The 24948-nt window shown below is 53.2% G+C and carries 17 protein-coding genes; 16 read left to right on the plus strand and 1 reads right to left on the minus strand.

Features of this window, described 5'->3' with window-relative positions; genetic code table 11:
* The 16 genes from GCE01_RS10130 to GCE01_RS10205 all read left to right on the plus strand — a co-directional run bounded on the left by GCE01_RS10130 (position 1) and on the right by GCE01_RS10205 (position 21160).
* On the plus strand, positions 1-1074 hold the full coding sequence (locus GCE01_RS10130; protein WP_099212747.1) for a tartrate dehydrogenase: 1074 nt from the start codon (positions 1-3) through the stop codon (positions 1072-1074).
* A 174-nt stretch (positions 1075-1248) separates the two neighbouring features.
* A complete protein-coding gene (locus GCE01_RS10135; protein ID WP_244591173.1) occupies positions 1249-3738 on the plus strand; it encodes a TonB-dependent receptor in 2490 nt (829 codons plus the stop codon).
* A 27-nt stretch (positions 3739-3765) separates the two neighbouring features.
* Positions 3766-4485 (plus strand): HAD-IA family hydrolase, encoded by a 720-nt coding sequence (locus tag GCE01_RS10140; RefSeq protein ID WP_099212749.1) that lies wholly within the window; start codon positions 3766-3768, stop codon positions 4483-4485.
* A 233-nt stretch (positions 4486-4718) separates the two neighbouring features.
* Complete coding sequence (locus GCE01_RS10145) at positions 4719-6263, plus strand: ABC transporter substrate-binding protein (protein ID WP_099212750.1); 1545 nt, start codon at positions 4719-4721, stop codon at positions 6261-6263.
* Positions 6260-7216, plus strand: a complete 957-nt coding sequence (locus tag GCE01_RS10150) for an ABC transporter permease (RefSeq protein ID WP_099212751.1) — start codon at positions 6260-6262, stop codon at positions 7214-7216. The genes GCE01_RS10145 and GCE01_RS10150 overlap by 4 nt, the downstream gene beginning before the upstream one ends.
* Positions 7213-8019, plus strand: coding sequence for an ABC transporter permease (locus GCE01_RS10155; protein WP_099212752.1), 807 nt, complete (start codon positions 7213-7215; stop codon positions 8017-8019). The genes GCE01_RS10150 and GCE01_RS10155 overlap by 4 nt, the downstream gene beginning before the upstream one ends.
* 2 nt (positions 8020-8021) lie before the next feature.
* A complete protein-coding gene (locus tag GCE01_RS10160; RefSeq protein ID WP_099212753.1) occupies positions 8022-9845 on the plus strand; it encodes an ABC transporter ATP-binding protein in 1824 nt (607 codons plus the stop codon).
* Positions 9842-11299 carry an NAD-dependent succinate-semialdehyde dehydrogenase gene (locus GCE01_RS10165; RefSeq protein WP_099212754.1) on the plus strand — a complete coding sequence of 486 codons (1458 nt, stop codon included), beginning with the start codon at positions 9842-9844 and terminating at the stop codon, positions 11297-11299. The genes GCE01_RS10160 and GCE01_RS10165 overlap by 4 nt, the downstream gene beginning before the upstream one ends.
* A 29-nt stretch (positions 11300-11328) precedes the next feature.
* Positions 11329-11832: an Lrp/AsnC family transcriptional regulator gene (locus GCE01_RS10170; protein ID WP_046901991.1), complete on the plus strand. Its 504-nt coding sequence runs from the start codon at positions 11329-11331 to the stop codon at positions 11830-11832.
* Entirely contained in the window at positions 11829-12704 is an 876-nt protein-coding gene (locus tag GCE01_RS10175) for a GNAT family N-acetyltransferase (RefSeq protein ID WP_099212755.1), read from the plus strand. Before GCE01_RS10170 ends, GCE01_RS10175 begins: the two co-directional genes overlap by 4 nt.
* A gap of 11 nt (positions 12705-12715) precedes the next feature.
* Positions 12716-13642 (plus strand): 2-hydroxyacid dehydrogenase, encoded by a 927-nt coding sequence (locus GCE01_RS10180; RefSeq protein WP_099212756.1) that lies wholly within the window; start codon positions 12716-12718, stop codon positions 13640-13642.
* Positions 13643-14727: 1085 nt separating this feature from the next.
* Positions 14728-16410 (plus strand): thiol reductant ABC exporter subunit CydD, encoded by a 1683-nt coding sequence (gene cydD, locus GCE01_RS10185; RefSeq protein WP_099212757.1) that lies wholly within the window; start codon positions 14728-14730, stop codon positions 16408-16410.
* Positions 16407-18092 carry a thiol reductant ABC exporter subunit CydC gene (gene cydC, locus GCE01_RS10190; protein ID WP_099212758.1) on the plus strand — a complete coding sequence of 562 codons (1686 nt, stop codon included), beginning with the start codon at positions 16407-16409 and terminating at the stop codon, positions 18090-18092. Before cydD ends, cydC begins: the two co-directional genes overlap by 4 nt.
* 71 nt (positions 18093-18163) lie before the next feature.
* On the plus strand, positions 18164-19765 hold the full coding sequence (locus GCE01_RS10195; protein WP_099212759.1) for a cytochrome ubiquinol oxidase subunit I: 1602 nt from the start codon (positions 18164-18166) through the stop codon (positions 19763-19765).
* A 44-nt stretch (positions 19766-19809) separates the two neighbouring features.
* Complete coding sequence (cydB, locus tag GCE01_RS10200; protein ID WP_099212760.1) at positions 19810-20949, plus strand: cytochrome d ubiquinol oxidase subunit II; 1140 nt, start codon at positions 19810-19812, stop codon at positions 20947-20949.
* Positions 20950-20962: 13 nt separating this feature from the next.
* The gene (locus GCE01_RS10205; protein WP_099212761.1) at positions 20963-21160 is read left to right on the plus strand and encodes a hypothetical protein; all 198 of its coding nucleotides are present in this window, start codon (positions 20963-20965) and stop codon (positions 21158-21160) included.
* A 409-nt stretch (positions 21161-21569) separates the two neighbouring features.
* Here GCE01_RS10205 and GCE01_RS10210 read toward each other — a convergent pair whose 3' ends face one another.
* Positions 21570-24701 carry a TonB-dependent receptor plug domain-containing protein gene (locus GCE01_RS10210; RefSeq protein ID WP_099212762.1) on the minus strand — a complete coding sequence of 1044 codons (3132 nt, stop codon included), beginning with the start codon at positions 24699-24701 and terminating at the stop codon, positions 21570-21572.
* Positions 24702-24948: the final 247 nt, after the last annotated feature.

The following is a 24948-nucleotide window of genomic DNA, read 5'->3' on the forward strand; positions in this document are numbered from 1 at the left end:
ATGCCAACTTACAAGATTGCTGTTCTGTCAGGAGATGGAATTGGCAAAGAGGTAATGCCGGAAGCCATCAAAGTGCTGGACACTGTCGGGCGTCTTTGTGGGATCGGGTTTGATTATACCCACTTTGACTGGAGCTGCGAGACCTGGCTGAAGACCGGGCAGATGATGCCCGAAGATGGCATGAGCCAGTTGGCGCAGAACGACGCCATCCTGTTGGGCGCGGTGGGTTATCCGGGTGTTCCGGATCACCTGTCCCTATGGGGGCTTCTTCTCAAGATCCGCAGAGAGTTTGACCAGTATGTAAACCTGCGTCCTGTGAGGCTTTTACCGGGGATTCCGTGTCCCTTGGCTAACAAGCAGCCGGGAGACGTGGATTTTTGGATCGTTCGGGAGAATGTTGAGGGCGAATACTCTCAGGTCGGAGGCCGGTTTGCAGAAGGAACGGAGGCAGAGGGCGTCGTTCAGAGTGCTGTCTTTACGAAGTTCGGTACCGACCGGATCCTGCGATATGCCTTTGAACTGGCGCGGAAGCTGGGCCGTCCGCATGTGACATCCGCCACCAAGTCGAATGGCCTGTATCATTCCATGCCATATTGGGATGAGCGCTTTGCCGCGATCGGTGCGGAATACCCGGATGTTCGTATGGATCAATATCATATCGATATTCTTGCCGCGCGTTTTGTGATGTCTCCAGAGCGATTTGATGTTGTTGTGGGAAGCAATCTGTTCGGGGACATTCTGTCTGATTTGGGGCCGGGAATGACAGGAACCATTGCTGTTGCTCCGTCTGCCAATATCAATCCTGAGAAAAAATATCCGTCCATGTTCGAGCCTGTTCATGGGTCTGCTCCGGACATCTTCGGGCAGAATATTGCCAACCCGATAGGTCAGATCTGGGCAGCCTCCATGATGTTGGATCATCTCGGAGAGGCCGAGGCAGCCGCTCTGATTTTGAAAGCCATGACAGACGTTCTTTCAGACCAGAGTGCTCCGCGTACGCCCGATATGGGAGGCCTTGCCAGGACGTCTGATGTAGGGACTGCCATCGCAAAAGCGCTGACTTCAGGCATTTGATAAGCACTGAAGATTAACATGGGGAAACCGTTCCAATAACGGAATCATATGCCGCTCAAAGAGGGGAAACGGGAGAATGAACTGAACCGAATATGCAACGAATTGTCTGACAGAAAGAATGCGAATACGGTTCTCTGAGAATTCGAGGAGAGCCCGCTACCGATGGGAACAGACATGTCAGATTTAGCGCAAATGTTCGTTCTTCAATGTTTCGGTTCCAAGGCGCTCTCAAAAGCGGCAAAGAAGCCGGGACGCCTGGTTCTCCTCACGCTCTCAACCTGGCTGTCCATGCAAGGAGCGGTCGCTGCAGACGTTACTCATCACCGGCATGCCCACCCTTCCAGCAAGGCCGTGCACCGTGGTGTAAGCCCCCTTAAGGAAAATAATACTCCTGCAGCGGCTCCTGTGCATCATGATGTTGAGTCTCACGCAACGGAAAGCGTCGTAGTCCACAGGGGCGTAGCCTCAGCTACAGGTGTGACGAACACAACGCCGGGAGGTGGTCTGATGCCTCCGCAGACCGTGGCGAAGTCGCGGAGTGGTATCACGCGGGACTTCATCGCAAAGCAGAGCCCGACGGCAAACCCTGTGTCTATGGTGGCCAGTCTTCCAGGGGTTGTTTATTCTGGGAATGACCCTCTGGGCACGAACGATGATCAGCAGGGGCTGAGTGTTCGGGGTTTGGATCAAACGGAAATCGGATATCTTTACGAAGGTATTCCTACTGCTGCTCCGGTCTATCTCCTGCCATATACGTCTTCCACAGCGGATAACGAAAACATCCAGAGCATTACTCTGACGCAGGGATCGCCTGACATCACGTCGCCTCTATACAACGCGGTGGGGGGAGAGCTGACGGAAAGCCTTCGTGACCCGTCACACAAGTTTGGCAGCCTTGCCAACTTCTCTTACGGCTCTTTCAGCCTGAAGCGTGAATTCATCCGTATGGATACCGGAGATATCGGCCATACAGGAATTCGTGGATTTCTATCCTTTTCGGCAAGAACAGCTGATGAATGGCGCGGTGTTGGTCAGACGCGGCGTTATCATGTGGATGGGAAATTCGTGAAGGAATGGGGAGAGGGGAACAAGGCGTCCTTCGTCCTGTCCTATAATGATCCTCTTCAGTACTATCTGCGTGCCCCTACAAAGTCGCTGTGGCGTCAGCAAGGCGTGAACTACAATTACGCAGACAAGTATACAAAAGGAAGCTCAGATTACTATAAGCTTCAGGAGAACGTGCACCGCACGCTTATCCTCGGCGCGCCGGTTAATCTGAATCTCGGTCATGGGCTGAGTTTCAATACAACGCCATATTTCACCTACGCTACCGGATACGATAACGGCGGTACGACACTGTCGAGAAATGGCAGCTATTACGGCAATCAGCCTGCTGGAGCTCTCCAGAACACAGGAACCAGTAGCGGGAGTTCTTTTTCGGCGGTTTCAATCGATAAGTATGACCTGTATTACAGTGGAATAAATACAACTCTCTCCTGGACCAAGGGGAATAACACGCTAGCTGTTGGATATTGGTATTCCTACTTTGACCAGTCCGAGCCGTCTCTGTACGAAGCGCTCGGTCCGGATGGGCAGGTGTCCAGTATGTATGGCCAATGGGCAGTTAAAACGCAGGATGGGTCACTTCTATCTCAGTATAATATTCATCTGATCCAACAGACAAACTCTCTGTTCATCAACGACACTTACAAGGCTCTGAATGATCGTCTGACTCTGACGGCCGGTTTCAAAGAAACAATGGTGACCCGTAAGGTGACCCAGAATATTCCGGGTGCGAATTATCAAAATGGGCAGAGTGATGCTGCGCCGCTGCCTCAGGTCTCCATCAGCTACAAAATTACGCCCCATGACCAGATTTACGTTAACGGGACAACATCCTTTCGTCTGCCAGCTTCCATTATGTCATATGTCGATCGTTATAGTGTCTCTACCGGAGTGCAGACGCGGTCTCATACTGTTAACCCGAAAGCTGAATATGCGATTGGAGAGGAAATCGGGTATCGTCACACGGGTCTCGTCAGTGTCGCGCTAGCACTCTTCAACTATAACTTCACGAACCGACAGATTAATACGACGACGTATGCCAGCGGTACGCCCGTGACAGAGTCTATCAACGGTGGTGGTCAGACAGCTCGTGGTGCACAAATCGAGTTGGGACTACGCCCTTGGCATCATTTCAGCCCGTATGTTTCAGCACAGTATTTGCATGCGACGACGGACAACAATCTACAGGTTGGTAATGACTACGTCCGATCTGCTGGAAAGATTGCCGTTAAAAGCCCGAAGGTCACGGTTGCGGTTGGTTTGTCTTATGACGATGGAAGCCTCTTCGGGGCCTTCAATATGAACTATGTTAGTAAACAGTACTCAACGTTTATGGATGATGAAAGTATTCCATCCTTTGAGACGTTCAATCTTAACTTCGGATATCGCTTTCATAGTTATATGTATCTCAAGCATCCACAAGTTCAGCTTAATCTTATGAATATTGGTAATAACGGGTTCCTTTCCGGGGTAAGTGGCCTCAGCACGAACGCCAAATCTACAAAGGGTGTTTACGGAACTACCATAGCCGGAAGTTCACCGACCTATTTTGTCGGCGGTGGCTTTGCTGGAGTTCTTTCCTTCACAACCGGGTTCTAATCAGCTTTTTCCAGGAAAATTCAGATCATGACACGCAAACCTAAAGTTCTGACATTCGACGTGGTTGGAACGCTGATCGATTTTGAAAATGGGATGAAAAATGCCCTGCTGAAAATTTTGGGAAAGGAGGGTGCAACACTGGATTTTGAAGCATTTCTAACGGAATACCGGGCTTTACGGAACCGTCCAGACAAACTGCTGTTTCCAGAAGATTTGGCACCTATCTATCTGATCTTGGCAGAAAAATTCTCCCTTCCAACGGGGCGGGGAGAAGAGAAGGCGTTTGTCCAAAGTGCTACGTCATGGCCGGCCTTTAACGACAGTGTGGAGGCTTTGAAGAGATTGCAAAAACATTTCCATCTTGTCGCCATGACGAATGCACGGAGATGGGCATTTGATGGTATGGACAAGACGCTCGAATACCCTTTTTTCAAGGGGTTTACGGTAGACGAAAGTGGCTGTGAAAAGCCTGACCCGCACTATTTCAGCTATGTGCTGGAACAGCTTGCGCCAGATGGCTACATCAAGGAAGATGTACTGCATGTTGCCCAGAGCCAGTTCCATGACATCGGAATTGCACGGGAGCTAGGTTATACCGTGTGCTGGATTGAGCGGCGGAAGGCTGTTGGTGGCGGTTTCGGGGGGACTGTGGCGGTGCAGGAACTGACGACACCTGATTATCATTATCATACCCTTGCTGAACTGGCTGATGCTGCAGACCGCGGTGAACTTGTCATGGTTGCCTGAGGGCGCCGTTGAATCTGCTGCATGGTCAAAACCATTCAGCAGATTTCTCTGCAATGAAAAGCAATTTGAGTAAAATAATTAGCCAATCCGTGTTTCTATCGAAATGAAAGCAACCCTCCGACGAGGCTTGCATGATGGCAACGGAGACTTGAATGACTTCTTTCAATCAGATGTTTGGCTCTGTTGTTTTTCATGCCTCGTCGCTCACGCGCTTCGCTTTCTGAGGAACGGAGATGCAGGCAGCCTCTGTCCTTCATCGGCGGTCCGTTCTGAAAGGGGCAGGGCTTCTGGTTGCTGGAATGACGTCTCAGTCCGTGAAGGCAGCTCCTGTTTCTGGTGGGCATCTGAAAGTGGCCGGGGCGGTAGGATCGGCTTCAGAGACTCTTGATCCGGCACGTCAATCCATGGCTACGGACTATATCCGAGGTCATCTGTTCTACGATGGCCTGATCTCGCTGGATGACAGGCTTAATCCCCACTTTGCCCTCGCTGAAGCGTTGGACAGCAACGATTTTCTAACCTGGCAAATCCGTTTGCGCCGAAATGTTCAGTTTCACGATGGAACTGCCCTGACAGCAGATGATGTCGTTTTTTCTTTACGGAGACATCAGGACCCCGGGGTAGGCTCGCAACAATACGCCCTTGCTCGCACTATGCAGTCTGTGCGCGCGGTATCGCCGGTTTTGGTAGAAATCGTTCTAGACGCACCCAATTCGGATTTTCCAGCCATTCTGGGGATCAGTAATTTTGCTATTGTGAAAGCGGGCACAACAGATTTCAAAGTTCCAAACGGTACAGGTCCTTTTCGGTGCCAAGAATTTACACCAGGTATCAGAACAGTAGCCGTCAGAAACTCGGAATTCTGGGGTGAGAGACCTTATCTGGAGAGTGTTGAACTGATTGCTATCCCGGATGAGATGGCACGGCATAATGCCCTGATGTCCGGGGATGTGGACCTGATAGCAACTGTCAACCCGCGGCTTGTTCAAATGCTGAAGCAGGGCGGTTTCGGCATTGTGGAAAGCCCCGTGGGGACTTACACAGATTTATCTATTCGGTTGGATCAGAGGTATGGACGCTCGCCGGACTTTGTCGAGGGCATCAAATTCCTTCTTAATCGGGAGCAGATCCGGCACTCCGTCTTTCTGGGCTTTTCTCGGGTTGGGAATGACCAGCCCATTCCACCGGAAAGTCCATACTTCAATCATCAATTGCCCCAGCGCTCTTACGACCCGGACAAAGCGCAGTTCCTACTGAAGCGAAGTGGGTTTCTGGGCGAAACAATTCCGCTGGTCTGTTCTCCTGCTGCATTGGCATCCGTCGATATTGCTGTTGTCCTGCAATATGCCGCATCTCAAATCGGGCAGAAAATGGCCGTGCATCGTGTTCCCGCAGATGGCTATTGGACGCAGTACTGGATGAAGGCCCCCTTGGGCTTTGGCAATATCAACCCGAGGCCAGCGCCCAGCCTGACATTTGAGCTTGGTTTTGCCAGTACATCTCCGTGGAATGAATCCCGCTGGCGTAATTCGCATTTCGACAGCCTCCTTCGGGACGCCAAATCGACGCGGGATAATAGCAGAAAGCGTCAGCTTTACTGGGACATGCAGGAGCTTGTGTCTTCTGGATCGGGGGTATGTATCCCGAATTTCACGAATAGTCTTGATGCTTATGCTCCGCATGTCTGTGGGCTTCGCCCCAGTCAGGCTGGTCAGTTGATGGGCTATGATTTCGCGCGCTCGGTCTGGCTCAATGAAAATCGGGGGAAGAAGGTTTGAACAGCCAGACCCTGAAGTTGATTGGTCGGCGTTTCTTTGCCGCTGCAATGTCGCTTATTTTCGTGATCGTGACTGTTTTTGCGATCACAAACGTCCTTCCTGGCGATGCGACGGATGCGGTCTTAGGCCAAGGCGCGACGCCGCAGGCGGTAGCGGTCATGCGGCATGATCTGGGTCTCGACCGGTCTGTATTTTTCCGTTTCTGGTTCTGGCTCTGGGGTGTTCTGCACGGCGATTTTGGGCACTCTCTTCTGAATGGTCTATCCGTTGCGGATGCAATTGGGCCACGTCTGCACAACTCGCTACTGCTTGCGGGCGCCTCTGCTGCGGTTTCCGTCCCTGTCTCGCTCTTTTTGGGCATCACGTCTGCCATCTGGAAAGACACGGTCTATGATCGTGTCGTGTCGATCATGACGCTGGGGATGGTATCCGTTCCTGAGTTCGTGATCGCCACGATGGCTGTGTATGTTTTTGCTGTGCGGTTACACCTTTTGCCTGCACTGGCGGACGTCGGAAGCGTTCATTCGCTCAGACAGTTTCTCTCTGTCTTTTTTATGCCTGTTGCCAGCCTTGCGCTCGTAACCCTCGCGCAGATGGTTCGCATGACGCGCGCTGCGATGGCCGATACGTTGTCCGCGCCCTATATCGAAATGGCGCTCCTCAAAGGCGTCGGTCCGATACGACTAATCCTTGTACATGCCATTCCCAACGCGATCGGACCGATCGTCAATGCTGTAGCTCTGAGTCTTTCTTCCCTGCTTGGTGGGGTTGTCGTGATTGAAGTTGTGTTCACATACCCTGGAATTTCTGGCCTTATGGTGGATGCTGTCAGTTCACGCGATGTTCCGACGGTACAGGCCTGTGCACTTGTTTTCTGTGTGACTTATCTCTTTCTCACAACGTTTGCCGACGTTGTTACGATCCTGTCTCTGCCCAGAGGGAGAAAAGCATGATCGCCATGATCGGGAAGTTCCGGAGCAGGCACGACCGGGTGCTTCTGTTAATTGTGTTCTGGCTTCTTCTGGCGCTTCTCGGGCCGCTGTGCTCGTCTCACGATCCGGGCGCGATTGGTAGCCAGCCTGTCTTTTCGGCTCCTTCAGCCGCTCATCTTTTGGGAACAGACTATCTTGGACGGGACACACTGGGGCGGTTGCTGAACGGTATTCGGCACACAGTGCTCCTGTGCTTCGCATCTACGCTAGTGTCTTGCTCTGTCGGCACATTCCTAGGGATTGCAGCGGTTACGGCCAGACCGTGGGTGGAGGCCCTGACAGGAAGGCTGGCAGACGGATTTTTGTCCATTCCCAGTCTGCTCTTCGCTCTGCTGGTTATTGCCGTATTTGGAACATCGACGACAGCTCTGATTGTGACGATGGGAGTCATTTACACGCCCGGGGCATATCGCACGAGCCGTGCGTTGGCTCAAAGGATCGCACGGCTCGATTTCGTAACCGTGGCGCGAGCCAGAGGCGAAAGCACGCCCTATATCATCCTTCAGGAAATTCTTCCCAACATGACAGGCCCGATGATCACAGACGTGGGGCTGAGATTTATCTACGCGGTGCTGCTGCTCAGCAATCTCAGCTTTCTCGGGATTGGTGTTCAGCCGCCGGAAGTTGATCTGGGCTCCATGGTCCGAGAGAACATGCTGGGCATGGCATATGGTTCGCCTGCGATGATCGTGCCGGTCGTCGTGATTGGAGTACTGACGGTAGGCATTAATCTTGCGCTGGATTCCAGCAGTGGAAGGCGCTGAAGATGGCTGCCACCATTCAGGTCGAAAATCTCGAGATCGTTGGGCGCCGAGGGAAGGGCGCGGAACTTCCGATCGTCCGTGATGTCAGTTTTTCGGTCCAGCGCGGAGAAATGCTGGCGTTGATTGGGGAATCCGGCTCCGGCAAGACCACGGTGGCACTCTCACTGCTCGGCCACATCCGGAAAGGATGCCGGATTGCCGGCGGGATGATCCGGGTTGCCGGATATGACGTGACGGCTCTAAGCCCGCATGAATGCCGCTCCATCCGAGGGCGAGTGATCAGCTATGTCGCGCAGAATGCCGGAAGCGCCTTCAATCCGGCATTGTCCATCATGCGGCAGGTCGTAGAGCCAGCTTTGGTTCATCGCACTCTGCCCAGGCGGGATCTAGAAGCCCGGGCAGTTTCCCTATTCCGGGCGTTAGCGCTTCCTGACCCCGAAACAATCGGTGAAAGGTACCCGGGAGAGCTGTCGGGTGGCCAGTTGCAGCGGTTAATGGCCGCCATGGCTCTGATGACAGACCCTGAAGTCGTCATTTTCGATGAGCCGACAACAGCTCTGGACGTCACGACCCAGATTGAAGTGCTTTCAGCCTTCAAAGCCGTTTTCGCAGAGCGCGGCATAACGGGCGTGTATGTGACGCATGATCTGTCAGTTGTGGCACAGATTGCCGATCATGCCGTCGTCCTCAAAGATGGAGCTATCCGGGAAGCCGGAACGGTGTCAAAGATCCTGTTTCAGCCCGAGGATCCTTATAGTCAGGCCCTTCTTGCCGCTGCGGAACCCCGTTCACGACAAGCGGACCTTGCCGGCCAGCCTGAGCAGCGTAGCCTGCTGGACGTGCGTAATCTGGTGGTGGGGTACGGGCAACGCACCGCCGCTGGACTGCCAGAGAAAGTGATCGTCAATCATGTCAGCTTCAGTGTTCCGAAAGGGCGTATGCTGGGCGTGATCGGGGAATCCGGTTGTGGAAAGAGCACCTTGGCGCGCGCGATTTCCGGCCTTCAGCCCTGGGCAGCCGGAGAGCTTCTGCTGAATGGAGAACCGCTGGCGGGGAACGTGAGAGAGCGTACGCCTGATCAGCGGCGCCATCTGCAGCTAGTGGCTCAAAACGCAGATAGCGTGCTGAACCCTTCGAAGCCCATAGGACAAACCCTTGAGCGGGTTGTTCGTTTTTATGGTGGTTTACGGGGGGCTGCCGCCACACGGCGTGTGAATGAGTTGCTGGATATGGTTCGCCTTTCGCCCTCACTCGCATCCCGTCTGCCTTCGGAGCTTTCTGGCGGCCAGAAACAGAGGATCAACTTCGCACGGGCGCTGGCAGCTGATCCGCAGATCGTACTGTGCGACGAAATCACAGCGGCCCTGGATACGGTTGTGGCGGCTGCCATCCTGGATCTGATGAAGGAATTGCAGCGTGATCTGGGGCTTTCGTTCATCTTCATTACCCACGATCTGCATGCTCTTCAGTCCATCTGTGATCGTGTTGCCGTGCTGTATGCGGGGCAGGCCGTGGAGGTTGGTCCAGCTATGGCATTGGGGAAGGGCGTGCATCATCCTTATACCCGGCTACTGCATGATTCCGTTCCTCTCATGGAGCCAGGGTGGCTGGAGAGCACACGAATCAAGCGCGCGGATGAGGCCATGCCTGCGACCCTATTAAATTCACTCTCTCATGATCCGGAACTATGCTGCTTTCTTGAGCGGTGCCCTGATCGTGTGAGCGGCCTCTGCGACAGGGTTCCTCCTCCTGTTCGCTCTGTTCCAGAAGGCCCCAGAGTTCTTTGTCATTTGCCTGCGTCAATCTGTTCGGAGTTTTCGACATGACATTTTCCCTGAATGATCCAGATCTTTTCCGTCAGACCGCCTTTCTCGGAGGAGACTGGAAAGCATCCACGAGCGGTAAGAGCCTGACGGTCGATAACCCTTCAACAGGTGAGATCATCGGCAGTATCCCGGCCTGCACGGCTGAAGAAACCCGCGCTGCCATCGAAAGCGCGCGGATTGCGCAGGGCAAATGGCGTCGGAGCTCAGCGGCAGAGCGTGCAGGTCTGCTGATGGCGTGGTACCAGCTGATGCTGGATAACGCAGATGATCTGGCCAAGATCATGACACTTGAGCAAGGCAAGCCTCTGGCAGAAGCCAAAGGAGAGGTTGCTTATGCTGCGTCTTTCCTCAAATGGTTCGCGGCTGAAGCCGAGCACGTACAGGGCAGTGCACTGGTGCCGACAGCCGACCGCCGGGTCATCATCCTGAAAGAGCCAGTGGGAGTGACAGCGGCCATTACGCCTTGGAATTTCCCTCTTGCCATGATTACCCGCAAATGTGCACCGGCTCTTGCCGCAGGGTGCAGCATGGTAATCAAACCGTCCGAACTCACACCGTATTCTGCTTTGGCTCTAGCCGTTTTGGCAGAACGTGCAGGCCTTCCAAGAGGGCTTCTGTCTGTTGTGACGGGCTATGCGCAGGAGATTGGCCCGGAGCTGACCGCAAGTCCCGTTGTGCGCAAGCTGTCTTTCACGGGCTCTACGAAAGTCGGGTCGCTGCTGATGCGTCAGTCCGCGGACACGATCAAAAAGCTCAGCCTTGAACTGGGCGGAAACGCTCCTCTCATTGTCTTTGATGACGCCGATCTTTCTGTTGCCGTGTCCGGAACAATGCTGAGCAAATTCCGGAACGCCGGGCAGACCTGTGTCTGCGCGAACCGCGTTTACGTTCAATCCGGAATTCATGATGCGTTTCTGGAAAAACTCGCAGCAGAGGTGATGACCTTGAAGACGGGCGACGGATTTGATCCGCAAACGCAGATTGGACCGCTGATTAACGAAGCTGCCGTCGCCAAGGTAAAGGAACATGTAGAAGACGCTTTGGCTAAGGGCGCTCGCATTGTGGGTAAACCACTGGATATTAACGGTCGGTTTGCCTCTCCCGTGCTGCTGGCGGATGTGACGTCCGAGATGCGGATTGCACAGGAAGAAACGTTTGGTCCGATCCTGCCCGTGTTCCGCTTCGATAACGAGCAGGATGCCGTGCAGCAGGCCAATGCTACTCCCTTCGGTCTGGCGAGCTATTTCTTCACGAATGACATCGCGAGAGGTTGGCGGGTTGGCGAGGCTCTCGATTTTGGCATGGTAGGACTGAACACTGGCTCCATCTCCCTTGTGTCAGCACCTTTCGGGGGCGTGAAGCAGTCAGGGCTCGGCCGGGAAGGGGGCGCGCTGGGCCTCGAAGAATTTCTGGAAGTGAAAAGCTTTCACATTGGACTGCCGACTGCACAATGACCGTCGTTGAAGAGAGAATGGCCTGACTTATGGCAATCGCGCCCAAGCTTGATCGTATTGATCTTAAAATCCTTGCTCAGCTGCAGAAGAATGGCCGGCTGACTAATGTGGAACTGGCAAACCGCGTTGGTCTGTCTGCCAGTCCATGTCTCATTCGCGTCAAGCGGCTGGAAGCAGCCGGCTACATTGTGGGATATGGGGCGCAGATTGCCCTGCAAAAAATCTCAAGCGTCATGACTGTCTTTACAGAGGTCACACTCTCAGATCACAGGCGGGATGATTTTTTTCGCTTTGAGACTGCAATGCAGAAAGTGGAATCTCTGGTGGAGGCGCATCTTATCAGTGGTGGGTACGATTACCTTCTGAAATTTATGGTCAGAAACATTGATCATTATCAGGAAACAATCGAAGCTCTTCTGGATCAGAATATCGGTATCGAGAAGTACTTTAGTTATATTGTTATAAAATCTCCCATTCTGAAGCCAGCATTTCTGATCGAAAGTCTTACCAGAAACACGGAGCGTTCGTTATGAGCCTGGAAAATGCGAATGTACGTGAACAGACGGCCATTAACCTCCGGAGTATGACCGAGGAAGATCTGGGGGCGGCATCGGGTCTTTCAAAGGTATTGGGGTGGCCACACCGTCTCGAAGACTGGGATTTCATGCTGCGTCTTGGTCGTGGGTTAGTGGCGACGTTGGAAAGTGGAGAAATTATTGGCACCATTGTGTGGTGGTCGTTTGGGGAGCGTCACGCCACAGTCGGGCTCATTATTGTCAACGGGGCATGGCAAGGGCACGGGATCGGCACAAACATGCTGACCACGGTGCGTAGGCTTCTGCCTGGCCGTTCAATATCCCTTAATGCGACGCCGGCTGGCCAGCCGCTCTATGAAAAGCTAGGTTTTGTCCCAACTGGGATTGTGGAACAGCATCAGGGTAATGGTGTGTCTTCTCCCATCATCGCTCTGGATGCAGGCCAGCGGCTGCGGCCAGTTGTTCAGTATGATCTTCAGGATCTCATAGCGTTCGACAGCGCCGCTACTGGGATGGATCGATCGGCGCTTATTGAAGAGCTGGTACAGAACGCCAAAGGCGTGGTGATCGATACGGAGGAGGGGATCCGAGGATACTCGTTCTGCCGCCGGTTCGGATGGGGATGGCTGATTGGTCCTGTCGCAGCGGAAACGGCAGAGCAGGCAAAGGCGCTCATTTCTCATTGGATTGGTACGTATGGTGGAGAATTTATCAGAATTGATACGCCGACTTCATCTGCTCTCTCAGGCTGGCTGGATGAAATGGGGCTGATCCGCGTGGACGTCGTCAACACAATGTCGACCGAGCCTGTGGTGATCTCTGAAAATGCTCCGCAATATTTTGCTCTGACCAGTCAGGCTCTCGGTTAAGGATTATTGAAATGTCTTTTGTGCTGAAATCTACTGAAGAGCGTGCACGTCTGTGGAAGCCAATGTTCGCTAGCGAGTTGCCTGAACTTGCGTTTCATGTCTGGCCTGAGACCGGCGATCCGCAGAAAGTTCGCTATCTGGCCGCGTGGCAGCCACCGGAAAATCTGGCAGAAAACTTTCCTAATCTTGAAGTGCTCTTTTCTGTCGGTGCAGGTGTGGATCAACTGAACCTTGCCTCAATCCCCGAAAATGTCCGGGTCGTCCGTATGATGGAGCCAGGCTTGGGGGAGGGAATGATAGAATACGTCCTCTGGGCTGTTCTTTCTTACCATCGGAATATGTTCCAGTACGCGCGTCAGCAAGCGGCGCATGTCTGGAAAGGTGCGCCAAACGTATCTTCAAGCCTGTTTCGGGTTGGGGTGATGGGCATGGGAGCGCTTGGCACGCCTGTCCTGAAAAAGCTGTCGCAGTTCGGATACGTCTGTCATGGCTGGAGCAGAAGCCGACATGACATTCCTGGAATCAAAAGCTATGCAGGGCCCGAAGAACTGGATGATTTTCTGGCGGCCACAGATGTCCTTGTCTGCTTGATGCCCCTGACTGACGCTACAAAAGGGATTTTGAACAAAGAATTATTCGCCAAGCTTCCCAAAGGGGCATGTCTTATCAACTGTGGGAGGGGCGGTCACCTTGCACAGGATGATCTGCTTTTAGCGTTGGATGAGGGACTATTGAGCCAAGCCGTTCTTGACGTGACCGATCCGGAGCCCCTTCCTGAGGACCATCCGTTCTGGAACCATCCGTTGATTACCCTTACGCCGCACATTGCAAGTTCTTCGCATGCTGAGACAGGTGGAGAAATGATTTTGAAAAATATCTTACAGTTTGAGAAGGGAGCGGAAATGGTTGGAGAAATTAACAGGTCTTCTGGATATTAATTTCTCCCTAGCGCTGGAATGAGGCAGAGGTCACTTCCCTGTCTCCTTCTGCACAATTAAACTATTTTGTTAAAACTAAATGCAGGTGTTGTGATAAACAATATCAGTCGTTCCAATTCTTGTTATGGACTTATTGACGCCAATTATTCAAATTCATGTTTTTAATATATGTTTTTTGATCGAGAAAGGCGCGTTCGACACGAGATTGACCCACTGAGTTTTCAGTATTTGATCTAAGCATCGGGAATGGGAGGCGGCTTTTTCCTATGAACCTTTGAGGCTGAAGTCTTTTTTCCAGATAAACTGGCTCGACCACTGTCGTTTCCAACTGTTGAGACGCACGAAATTTCCGATCGTTGAAAATGCAAAATTTATAGAAAAAATGATATAACGATATTTGTCGACGGGATTGTCTTAGCTTGGCGGTGCAGAATTTTTGCACCCATCCCCAGAAAGACACTCAATTGCGGCCTGTTTTCTTCAGTGTCTCTGCGCTGTTTTGCGCGGATTTTATTTTCATGGGGTGCCTAGCCAATGCAAAAGGGCCAACCCTGCTCCTGTCAGGTCGCTTTAGAAAATAAAGACGAAGAGTTTTATTTCTTATTTCCCATAAATAACGTTTTCACGTTTTTACTTTTTCCCACTGCGTGAAGTAGAGGGGCCAACTAATCAATAGAACCTGAACCTAATTTGGTTTTCGTAATTTCCCTGAAGTCGCTCAGTTACTGAATGCTGCACCCATCCGGGTGAAACGGGCTGTCAGACAGTGAAAACACTCCCATGATTTTCACAATCAATGTGGCTTTATAATCGCTAGATGCCTTGGACAGATTATAGAAAATTTTTTCCAGAAAACTTTATAATTAATAAAACCAATAAATACACTTATCAAAAATACGATTTTACATCTTCTGGCTCCGTCCGTTTTTCAGGCTTGCGGGGTCCAAAAATCCTCATATTCCCCAAATTTTTCCCTCTCAAAAGGCGGTGCGGCCACAAAAAATACGAATTGACTTTATGACTTAATTAAATTTATAACATTCGAACTTAATATAATTAAGAAAACAAATGTGAGGTCGGCACCAATGTCTGGGGGTAGGGTTTCGGGCATTTCAGAAGTCACACGCAAGGCATCACCGACGTTGGCTATCGCGGTCGCATTGGCGGCAGTGGCGGCTGTCCTGCTGGTCTTGCAAATGGGGCTTCTGGCGCAACTCGTGGATGACCTTGCCTTCAAAGGCTTGTCGATTAACGCAGATGCTAGGCCGTTCGTTGGTTTTCTTTGTGTCGCACTCATGCGCGGTTGTGTGCAGTGGGTTTCGGATATGGCAGGAGAGGTGGCTGGTCAGAGAGCGGTTACTCTCTTCCGCCAAGAAATGATCCGGCATGTGTTCCGAGTGGGCCCAGTCGGGCTGCAAGGCATGGAGACCGGGCGCCTTGCAACATCTCTGACGGATGGCGTAGCGGCCTTTCAGCCCTACATTGCGCAGTATATTCCACGCGCCGCGGCAATGGTTGTTCTGCCTCTCCTCATCTTGGCAGTCGTGGCAGGGCTGGATGGATGGAGTTTTCTGATCCTGGCTGTGACGGGGCCACTAATACCGGTTTTTATGGCTCTGGTTGGTTATAGCGCTCAAAGCCTGATGGATCGGCAGTGGACGCGGCTTCTGCTGCTTGGTGCGTCTTTTCTAGACGCAGTGCAGGGACTGACAACGCTTCGTCTGTTTGGGCGCGCGCAGGAAAGCGTGAAAATGGTGCAGTCCATGGCAGAGGCGCACCGGCTGGCGACGATGCGTGTCATGCGCGTTGCGTTTCTGACATCTGCTGTTCTGGAGTTCTTTTCCAGCCTCGCGGTCGCGCTTGTAGCAATAGTTCTCGGCTCGCGTCTGCTCTCAGGGCATGTCGATTTTTACACAGCCTTCTTTGTTCTGCTGCTGGCTCCAGAGTATTTTGCACCACTCCGTAATTTTTCTGCCAGCTATCATGCTCGTCAGAACGCACTGTCTGCCATGGACGGGCTTATGGCATTCATGCGTCTTCCGGAACTCTGTGTCGACCGGGGCAAGAACCCTCATCAGGCCACGACAGGGGCACCTGAAAAGCTCATTTTCAATGATGTTTCCGCTGGCTACGGACAGGGTCCAAACGTTCTGTGTGGTATTTCCTTTACTGCTCATCGCGGCACCATTACGGCGGTAACGGGTGCCAGTGGTAGCGGGAAGACCACGCTTTTGCGGGTTCTGCTCGGGGTGATGCCAGTCCGAGCTGGCGGTATTGTCGCCGTTGATAGTACGGGCAACCACATTGCCGCGCAGAACTGGCGTATTGGTTGGGTTCCGCAGTCTCCATGTCTTCTAAACGGGACAATTCGGGACAATCTGCATCTGGCAAATCCGGATATTGATGATGCCGGGCTGCGGTCTGTTGCGGCTTTGGCTGGAGTCCTCTCCTTTATCGACGCATTACCCGACGGATTAGATACCGTAGTGGGCGATCGTGGCACGGCGCTGTCTGGTGGCGAGATCCGGCGGCTGGCGTTGGCGCGCGCGTTGATGAATGCGCCGGATATTCTGGTTTTTGACGAGCCAACCGCTGATCTGGACGCGACGAATGCAACCATGATTGCAGCCGCCATCAAACCCCTGGCAGCCGGTCGCATTGTGATCGCGGTCTCTCATCGCCCAGACATTATCAATCAGGCCGACCAGGTTCTTCACCTTCCAAAAGGTGTCATCCAGTCCCATGAAATTCAGCGAGCTGTAGCATGACGGAGCTTCAGTATGCCTTTCGCCTGATTGCAGTTGCGCGGGGGAAGATGATCTTTGGTTTTTTCCTTGCCTGTCTGGCAGCTCTCTCCGGGTTCGGGCTGCTGTTTCTGTCGGGATGGCTGATTGCCGCTGCGGCCGCGGCGGGTCTGGGTGGCATAGTAACGCGCAATCTTTTCAACCTCTTTTTGCCTGCGGCGGGCGTACGGTTTTTTGCGACCGCCCGCATCCTGACACGCTACGGGGAACGACTGGTAACGCATGACGCAGTACTGGAAAGTGTCAGGGTTCTGCGGGCTCGGGTGTTTGAACGCCTGATCCCGCGTTCGACTCTCCTGACAGACCACCGCAGCGGGGATGTTCTAGGAAGACTGGTATCCGATACCGAGATTGTCGGCCAGTTCCCGATTAATGCGCTTATGCCATTCGGCGTGGCGGCAATCTGCGGGACGGTCAGCGTTGTCATCATATCCGTGTTCTCACTGCAAGCCGGGCTGCTTCTGGCTCTGGCGCTGTTGCTCAGTGGAATGGCTGTACCAGTTCTTGTTGGCCGAAAGGTTGATAATGACATGGAGCGCCTGGCAGGGCTGGGCGACAATTTCCGTGCGGATCTCGTGGAAGCTGTGCAGTGTGCTGGCGATATCACTCTGTGTGGCGCAGCTGTACGGACGGTAGAGGCGCTGAATGCCACGCAGTCTCTCTTCGGCAAGACGCAGTTGCGTTCTCTCGCATGGTCGCATGCATCGCGGCAGGCAGGGGCTTTTATAGCGGCCCTGGCAGTTGCTGGGGTGCTGATGATCGGTGCGCGCGCTTTGCAATCCGGAGCCCTGAGTGCTCCCGAACTGCCTATGCTCATCCTGGGGGCCTTGGCGGCAATGGAGTTTGTTTCGGGCGTCGTTCCGGCCCGGCAGGCTCTGGCTCGGGCGCGGGTTTCAATACGTCGCCTCATGACACTGTGCGAGGCGCCTCTGCCTGTTGCTGAAGCGGCAAACGTTTGGGAAGGCGCTGATTTCACTCGGCTTGTTATGCGGGACGTCCGGTTTGGTTATGCCGGTAGCCGGAAGATAGTACTGGAGGATTGCTCCCTAAGCATCCACGCCGGAGAGCGTGTTGGGATTGTCGGGCCTTCAGGGGCAGGAAAGAGCTCTCTTATTCGTCTGCTGCTTCGGCTGGAAGAGTATCAGTCGGGTTCCATCCATTGGGGTGGAGCTAATCTGAAACAGCTCGATACGCAGGCGCTTTCAACGCAGATCAGCGTTCTGTCGCAGGATTTTCATCTGTTTCAGGGCAGTGTCCGCCGCAATTTATTGCTTGCTCGCTCAGATGCAACTGACGAGGACATGTGGGCGGCATTGTCCAGCGCCTGCGTCTTCGAGGAAGTCCGGCTTATGGAAAACGGGCTGGATACCCTCGTCGGTGAGCACGGTATGCGACTGTCTGGGGGGCAGGCGCGGCGTCTGGCCGTTGCGCAGATTATCCTGCGTCGTCCGCGCTGGGTCATTCTGGATGAACCGACCGAAGGACTGCCTCCTGAAAAAGGCAGAGACCTGATCGCGTTCCTACTGGCAGCGCTGCCCCAGGCAACAGTGCTCTGCATCACCCATCGCCCCGAGCCGCTGGAGTTCATGCGGCGTGTTCTGCGACTGGAAGACGGCCGACTTCATGAACGGGAGGGACTGCCGTGATCCGACGATGATGCACGCCGGATACCGGCCTTTCGTTCCTTTTTCTGTCCTGTTCACAGGAGGATCCCATCGTGGATTTCATTAACCCGCAGGTCGTCGATCTTTCGCGTCTCCAGTTCGCGCTGACGGCCCTTTACCACTTCATGTTTGTGCCTTTGACGCTTGGGCTGACATTTATGCTGGCTGCAATGGAGACAGTGTATGTTGTTACCGGCCGAAAGATTTACCGGGACATGGCCCAGTTCTGGGGCAAGCTGTTTGGTATTAACTTTGCCATAGGTGTTGCAACCGGCCTGACCATGGAATTCGAGTTCGGCACCAACTGGTCCATGTACTCGCATTTCTTTGGGGACATGTTCGGTACGCCGCTCGCCATCGAAGGTTTGATGGCCTTTTTCATGGAATCCACTTTTGTGGGTCTTATGTTCTTTGGCTGGGATCGCCTCAGCAAACCTGGACATCTGGCCATCACTTATCTTGTGGCGCTCGGATCCAACCTTTCCGCCCTCTGGATCCTGATTGCCAATGCCGGAATGAACGTGCCTGAAGGCGCGCATTTCGATGCAGATACGATGCGCATGCAGTTTGACAGCTTTGTGCATGTTGTCTTCAGTCAGGATGCGCAGGCCAAGTTTGTGCACACTTCAGTGGCTGGCTATGTGGCCGCGTCCATGTTCGTCATGGGGATCAGCGCATTCTACCTGCTTCGTGGACAGCATCGTGAACTGGCCGCCCGGTCTTTCCGTATGGCCGCCCTGTTTGGCATCATTTCATCGGTTGCCGTTATTACGCTCGGCGATGTGCTGGGCCGGATGGACTACGAAAAGCAGCCAACGAAAATCGCCGCCATCGAAGGTTTGTGGCACACGACGAAGCCACCTTACGAACCGTGGATCCTTGCAGCTCTTCCGGATGATGAAAAACAGGTCAACCACTTCGAAATTAATATTCCCTACGTTTTAACGCCACTGATCACGCACAGCTTCAATCAACCCGTTATAGGGATGTATGAGCTGGAAGAGCAGGCAGGCCCGCGCATTCGCTCCGGGATTATCGCTCTGACGGCACTCCGCCGTTATGGCGAGACGCATGACAAGGCTGATCTGAACCTGTTCAATGCTCATCAGGACGATATGGGTTTCGGCTTTCTTGCGACGCGCCATGCCCCTAATCAGGATGTGACGAATATCCCTGCGGATCAGCTTGATGCGGTCGTAAAGCAGACGCAGCCTGACATTCTGCCGAACGTGTTTGTGACGTTCTGGTCGTTCCGGTTCATGGTTTTCCTTGGCGGCTATTTCTTCGCAATTTTTGCCGTGGCAGCGCTCCTGAGCCTGAAAAATCGACTTGAAGCCAATCCATGGCTGCTGAAAGCAACCATGTGGTCCATTCCGCTGCCGATCCTGGCAACGGAATTTGGCTGGATCACTGCGGAAGCCGGTCGTCAGCCCTGGACCGTCTTTAATAAGCTGCCGACCTTCCTGTCTGCTTCAGGGCACAGCACGGGATACATGGTGTTCTCGCTGGCCGGTTTTGCGCTGCTTTACAGCGTGTTTATCGCAGCTGAGCTCTACCTGATGTTCCGTTTTGCCCGCCTCGGTCCGGAAGAGCATGGAACGCATCACGACGAAACGGATGCTCTGCTGTCCCACTTCCACGGGAGCCACGCCTGAAATGAACGTCCTTTTTCTTTCTTTGAAAAACCGGAGGGTCTGACATGGAGACCTATGCACTTCTCAAACTGATCTGGACGGGAATTCTCGGTGTCCTGTTCATCGGGCTTGGCACCATGGTCGGGATGGATATGGGCGTTGGTACGCTGCTGCGGTTCGTGGGTCGTAATGACGGGGAGCGTCGGACGGCGCTCAACATCATCGGCCCGCACTGGGACGGCAATCAGGTTTGGTTCATTCTCGGTGGTGGGGCGATTTTTGCGGCATTTCCCACACTGTATGGCACGTCGTTTTCCGTCTTCTATGTTGTCATGATCCTGCTGCTGTTCAGCATGATCCTGCGCCCTGTGGCATTTGAATATCGTTCAAAAGCCGATAGCAGACACTGGCGTGCAAGCTGGGACGTGACCTTCCTGATTTCCGGTTTTGTACCCATGTTCGTTTATGGCGCGGCATTCGGAAATATTCTCGAAGGAGTGGGCTATCACTTCACCTGGACGGGCCAATATGTTCAGGATGAGTCTTTCCTGAGCTATCTGATCAATCCGTTTGCCATTCTGTGCGGCTTAATGTCCGTTGCCCTGAGTGTGCAGCAGGGCGGTGCAATGCTGATGCTGCGCTCGGAAAACCCGATTTATGGCCGAGCACGGGCTTATGGTTCCTTGGGTGGATTTGTAGCTGCTGCCTTGTTTGTCATTGGCGGTTTCTGGATCGCTCACGTGCCGGGTTTTGTTCTGACGTCCCTGTCTGATCCGGCAATGCCTGCCAACCCGCTCCATGGTCAAACCGCGGCAATTCGCCCCGGTGCGTGGCTTGGCAATTACTATGCTCATCCGGTTCTCTGGCTGTTACCGGTTCTTGGTACGGTCTGCATGGTCGGTGAAGCGCTTCTTCTCCGTGCCAATCGTCCGGCCTTGGGGTGGTGGCTGGGCGTAGGGGCCTGGGCTGGAACGATCACGACGGTTGGGGCCGCGATGTTCCCCTTCCTGATGCCATCCACGACCGCACCCGATCAAAGCATCACGGTCTGGAACGGTACCGGAAGCCTTTATGGCCTGAGCTGCATGCTTGTTGTGGCGGTCATCTTTGTCCCGATTATCCTGAGCTACACGTCATGGTGCTACCATGTGATGCGTGGCCGTGTGCGGGTTCAGGACGTCATGAATGACTCTCATAGCTACTGAGGAATTACGCTCCATGAAAATCTTCAGATTGGCCGGCCTTGCTCTGGCCCTCGTTGTTGCGCTGCTGTTCGCCGTTTTTGTCGGCGATCAGGGACCTTGGTATTTCGCATGGGTCATTGGAACGGTCATGATCGTTCTGATTTCCGGGGCTGGCGCCGTGCTTCTTGATGCTCAGGAAGACGGCGTTGCAAACACGGAGAAACTGTCATGATGGGTGATCTGGAAGGTGCTATCTTCTTCATCCCGTTCTTTTATATGGCTATTTATCTAGTGGCTTATGTCTGTATGAAAAGGCGTTTACCATAGGCAGACGGTTTATAACCGGGCCATGATCGCTGCTGCGCCGCAGATGGCTGAGAAATAGAGTGTCAGGCATCTATGGTAACGGATTACGGTATGTAGCTAGCTCCTGATCTGAGGGAGAGACTCTCCAAGCAGAGAGGTGCTAAGGCCCTGAAAAACAGGCGATAAGCTTTTTCAATCTGGCAGCCGTTCGTCTCGCGATCTGCGACGCCATATCGAAGAAAGCTGCGGACGAGTTATTTACTCGTCCGCAGGCAGTCTATTAAATTTCCCTAAATCATCGGAAATTTAAAATTACAATAAATGAGCATCAAGAACTACAGCGTAACGTTTACACCGAACTGGAACGAACGCATGACAACGCCATTTTGAGCCCAGGAAGAGTTATAAAGATAGCCGCCATATGTACCGAAGTCATACGGTGCTCGGAAGCCAAGAAGATTGTAGACGTTCGCGTAAATATTCCAGCGACGGTTCACCTGATAGTTGACCGTCAGATCAACATCCCAGAAACCTTTTACATGACACTGGGAGGGATAGTACGCACTGTTGGAGATTACGTTAGCGCAACCGCCGCTTGTGCCGGCCCCGGAATAGTCGTCCGCAGTCAGGCGATAACCACTTGTGTAATATACGGTCGGTGTGACGGAGAGCCCCTTCCACATGAAAGTATTGGCCCAGTTCGCGCGCCAGCGTGGTGTTCCTGAGGAAGAAACTGCACTGTAGGGGCCAAGTGTTCCTGCAAAGCGCTCTACACCGCCGCCGGATGAGGCAGGTAGATAGATATTGTAACGATGGACAAAAGTCGCTTCGCCCTTACTCACCCAGAGAACATCATGTAGCGGGCCGGGAAGGTGCTTCTGTGCCTGGATTTTCAGGTCAAAACCATCCGTGATCAGCTTCTTCGTGTTAACGTAGCCAAGGTTGATCAAGCCAGGGCGTAGCTGTCCACTTGGGTTCTGCGTGTCAGCAACGTCAGGGGTCACGGTTACGCCGCTTGGGAGAGCATTTCCCTCTAGATAGTCGGTCGCCATAGCAGCGACACCATAGGGATTAGGCGCAATATAGTGGTTTTTGCGAATATAGTAGTAATCCGCGCTGATTGTCAGCCAGTCGGTTGGTTTGAATACTGGTCCCCCTGAGAACCCAGTCGATGTTTCTGGACGAAGATTTGGATTGCCAGACGTATTTTCACCGATTGAATAAGGCTGGGCGTAGGTATTGGCTGAGCCGTCAGCACTCCGATGCTGATTGACGAAAGATGTGACAGCAGACGGATCATAGGTCACGTAACCGACGTTCGAGCCACCGGTTTCAGAGAAACTTGGAACTCGGAAACCTTGGTTGAATGTTCCCTTAAGGGTCAGCATTTTCGTCGGTTTGAACTGTAGGCCCACTTTGGGAGAAAAGTGGTGGAAGCTGTTGCCCGTGCTTTCGTTGTAATTGTCGTAACGGCCCGAGACGTCCACATTGACCATTTTATGGAATGGTAAGCCGACTTCAAAGAAGCCAGATTCAACCCAACGGCTTCCTTTTGCATTCACCGGATTGATCGTGCCAACGTACTGTGCTCCAGGATCCGCGATATTTAGCGGATTGGCCGACGGATCGTTCAATGCTTCATGGCGGAAATTGGCGCCAATTGCGAGGTTGGCTGTGCCACCCGGAAGCTTGAAAAGACCTTTGTTGGCTGTCAGATTCCCAGAATACTCAGATGTTGTTGCTGTAATAACACTCCGAGGAGCCAGCGCGTTTAGAACGGCCTGTGAGTTTTGCGAAGGATCGACGAAGTTATAGTCGCCGCTTGTAATCGCGTTCTCAAGACTGTTGATCGTAGGGACGCCCGTGATGGTCTGGGTCAGACGCGTCGCCATGCCTACGAAATCGGCATTATAATGCCAGTCTGAACCCCAGTCAGAGGGCTCCCAGCCTGCGTAGCGGACGGACCCGCGGAAGTTCTGATTAAATTCAGTCGTTGTTGGAAGAAGGTCTGCAAAACGGTAATCGACCTCCGCGGCTTTGCCTTCGGCAGCGAACGGATCGTTAGGGTTGAGCTGTCCGTTTGGAAGATAAGCGGGAATTGGCGTGCTGAGCGTGTTTGCCAGCTCAGCCTGACTGTAAGTTCTTGTGGTTGTTGGTGTTCCTGTAACAGTCGTCATGGCCTGTGAGTAATTGAACATGGCCACGAGCTGGGAACGCGGTGTCACGTTCACCGTAAGATGCGCGGTGGCATTGATACGGCGAATGTCTGGCGCCACCTGAGCATAACGCTGCGAATTCATGGTGCAGGTCTGGCTTTTACCATTATCGCCGCTCACGACACTACCAGTAACAACCGATCCAAAAGAGCCGCATCCAGCAGAAGGATTCAGAAGCTGCCACGCCCCTGTTCCGCTGTTTGCTCCATCGCTACGTCGGACAATAGCCGCAGGCGTTACACCGAAAGGACTGATCGTTCCATCCGGGAGCAGGGTGTTATAGTTGGCGTTTCCACCTCCAATACCTGTCAGGTCGCCACTATTGTATGGAGACTGAAGCTGACGGTAGTAGAGAGGGTCATCCTGCTGATATTCGGAGTTGATATAGAAATTGTATCCGTCACGGTGTAGGTCGCCGTGGCCATATGTTGCCCACAGACGCTGATGACCGGCATCGCCACGCTGGGACAGACCGCCCTCAGCATTTCCCTCAACGCCTTGAATTTCCTTGCGTGTCACCATGTTGACGACGCCTGCGACAGCGTCGGCACCGTAGGTGGCGGAGCCACCGTCTTCAAGAACGTCGACCGTTTGCATGATCGACATCGGGATCCAGTTGGTATCAACGAAATTGCGCTCGCCATCGTCAGCGAGGCCGTAATAGGCGAGGCGCTGGCCGTCTATGAGCGTCAAAGTTGAGTCGGTAGAGAGGCCACGAAGCGACGGAGCAGACCCACCAGTTGCGAAACCACCACCAGCAGACCAGCCGTTTGTCAGATTGCCTGCGCCATTCGTTGACAGGGACTGGAGCACGTCGGTCACTGTCTTGAGACCGCGCCGCTGCATGTCCATTCGGGTGATGTGTTCAATCGGCGACGCATTGGTCGCGTTTGGATCACTGAAGAGCGTTCCTGTTACAACAACGTTCTCTTCTCTGGACCGAGGCGCGGCTCCTTGCGCCTTCGCATCAGCAATGACGCGCCTGTTGGCAGCGTTGTCAGTCGTTATTGCGGAGCCTGCCGGGGCTTCGGCACCAGAGGGTTTGATTGTTTGTGTGGGTGTTTTTTTCTTGCTGGCACTCTTGCCGCGATGATGAGGGGCAACCACGGCTGGATTTTGGTTTCCAGCAGTGCCTGCGCCCTGGCTGACAGTCTGTGCTTTTGACGCACCCGCGTACATAGAGGTTGATGCCAGCGCAGTAGCACCAAAAAGCATGATTGTACGACGTCGCTTTCTGCTTCGATACACCATGGGTTTCTTTCGATGACGGTTGGGATCACGGATCAGCCGTCCGGAACACTACATTTTGTTGCTGATTCAATATTAATTGCAACCAAGCAAGCGGTTCTGATGCAGAAACGAATGATTTATGAAATCGTGTGTATTTTTTTGGCAACAGTTTGATGTGGTAACGATTTTTTGAGCATGACGAAATAGGGAGGGAAAAATATATGAGAGTGATAAACAAATAGAATAAAAATATTTTTATAGTTCTATA

The sequence above is a fragment of the Gluconobacter cerinus genome (genome assembly GCF_002723935.1).
GTDB lineage: Bacteria > Pseudomonadota > Alphaproteobacteria > Acetobacterales > Acetobacteraceae > Gluconobacter > Gluconobacter cerinus.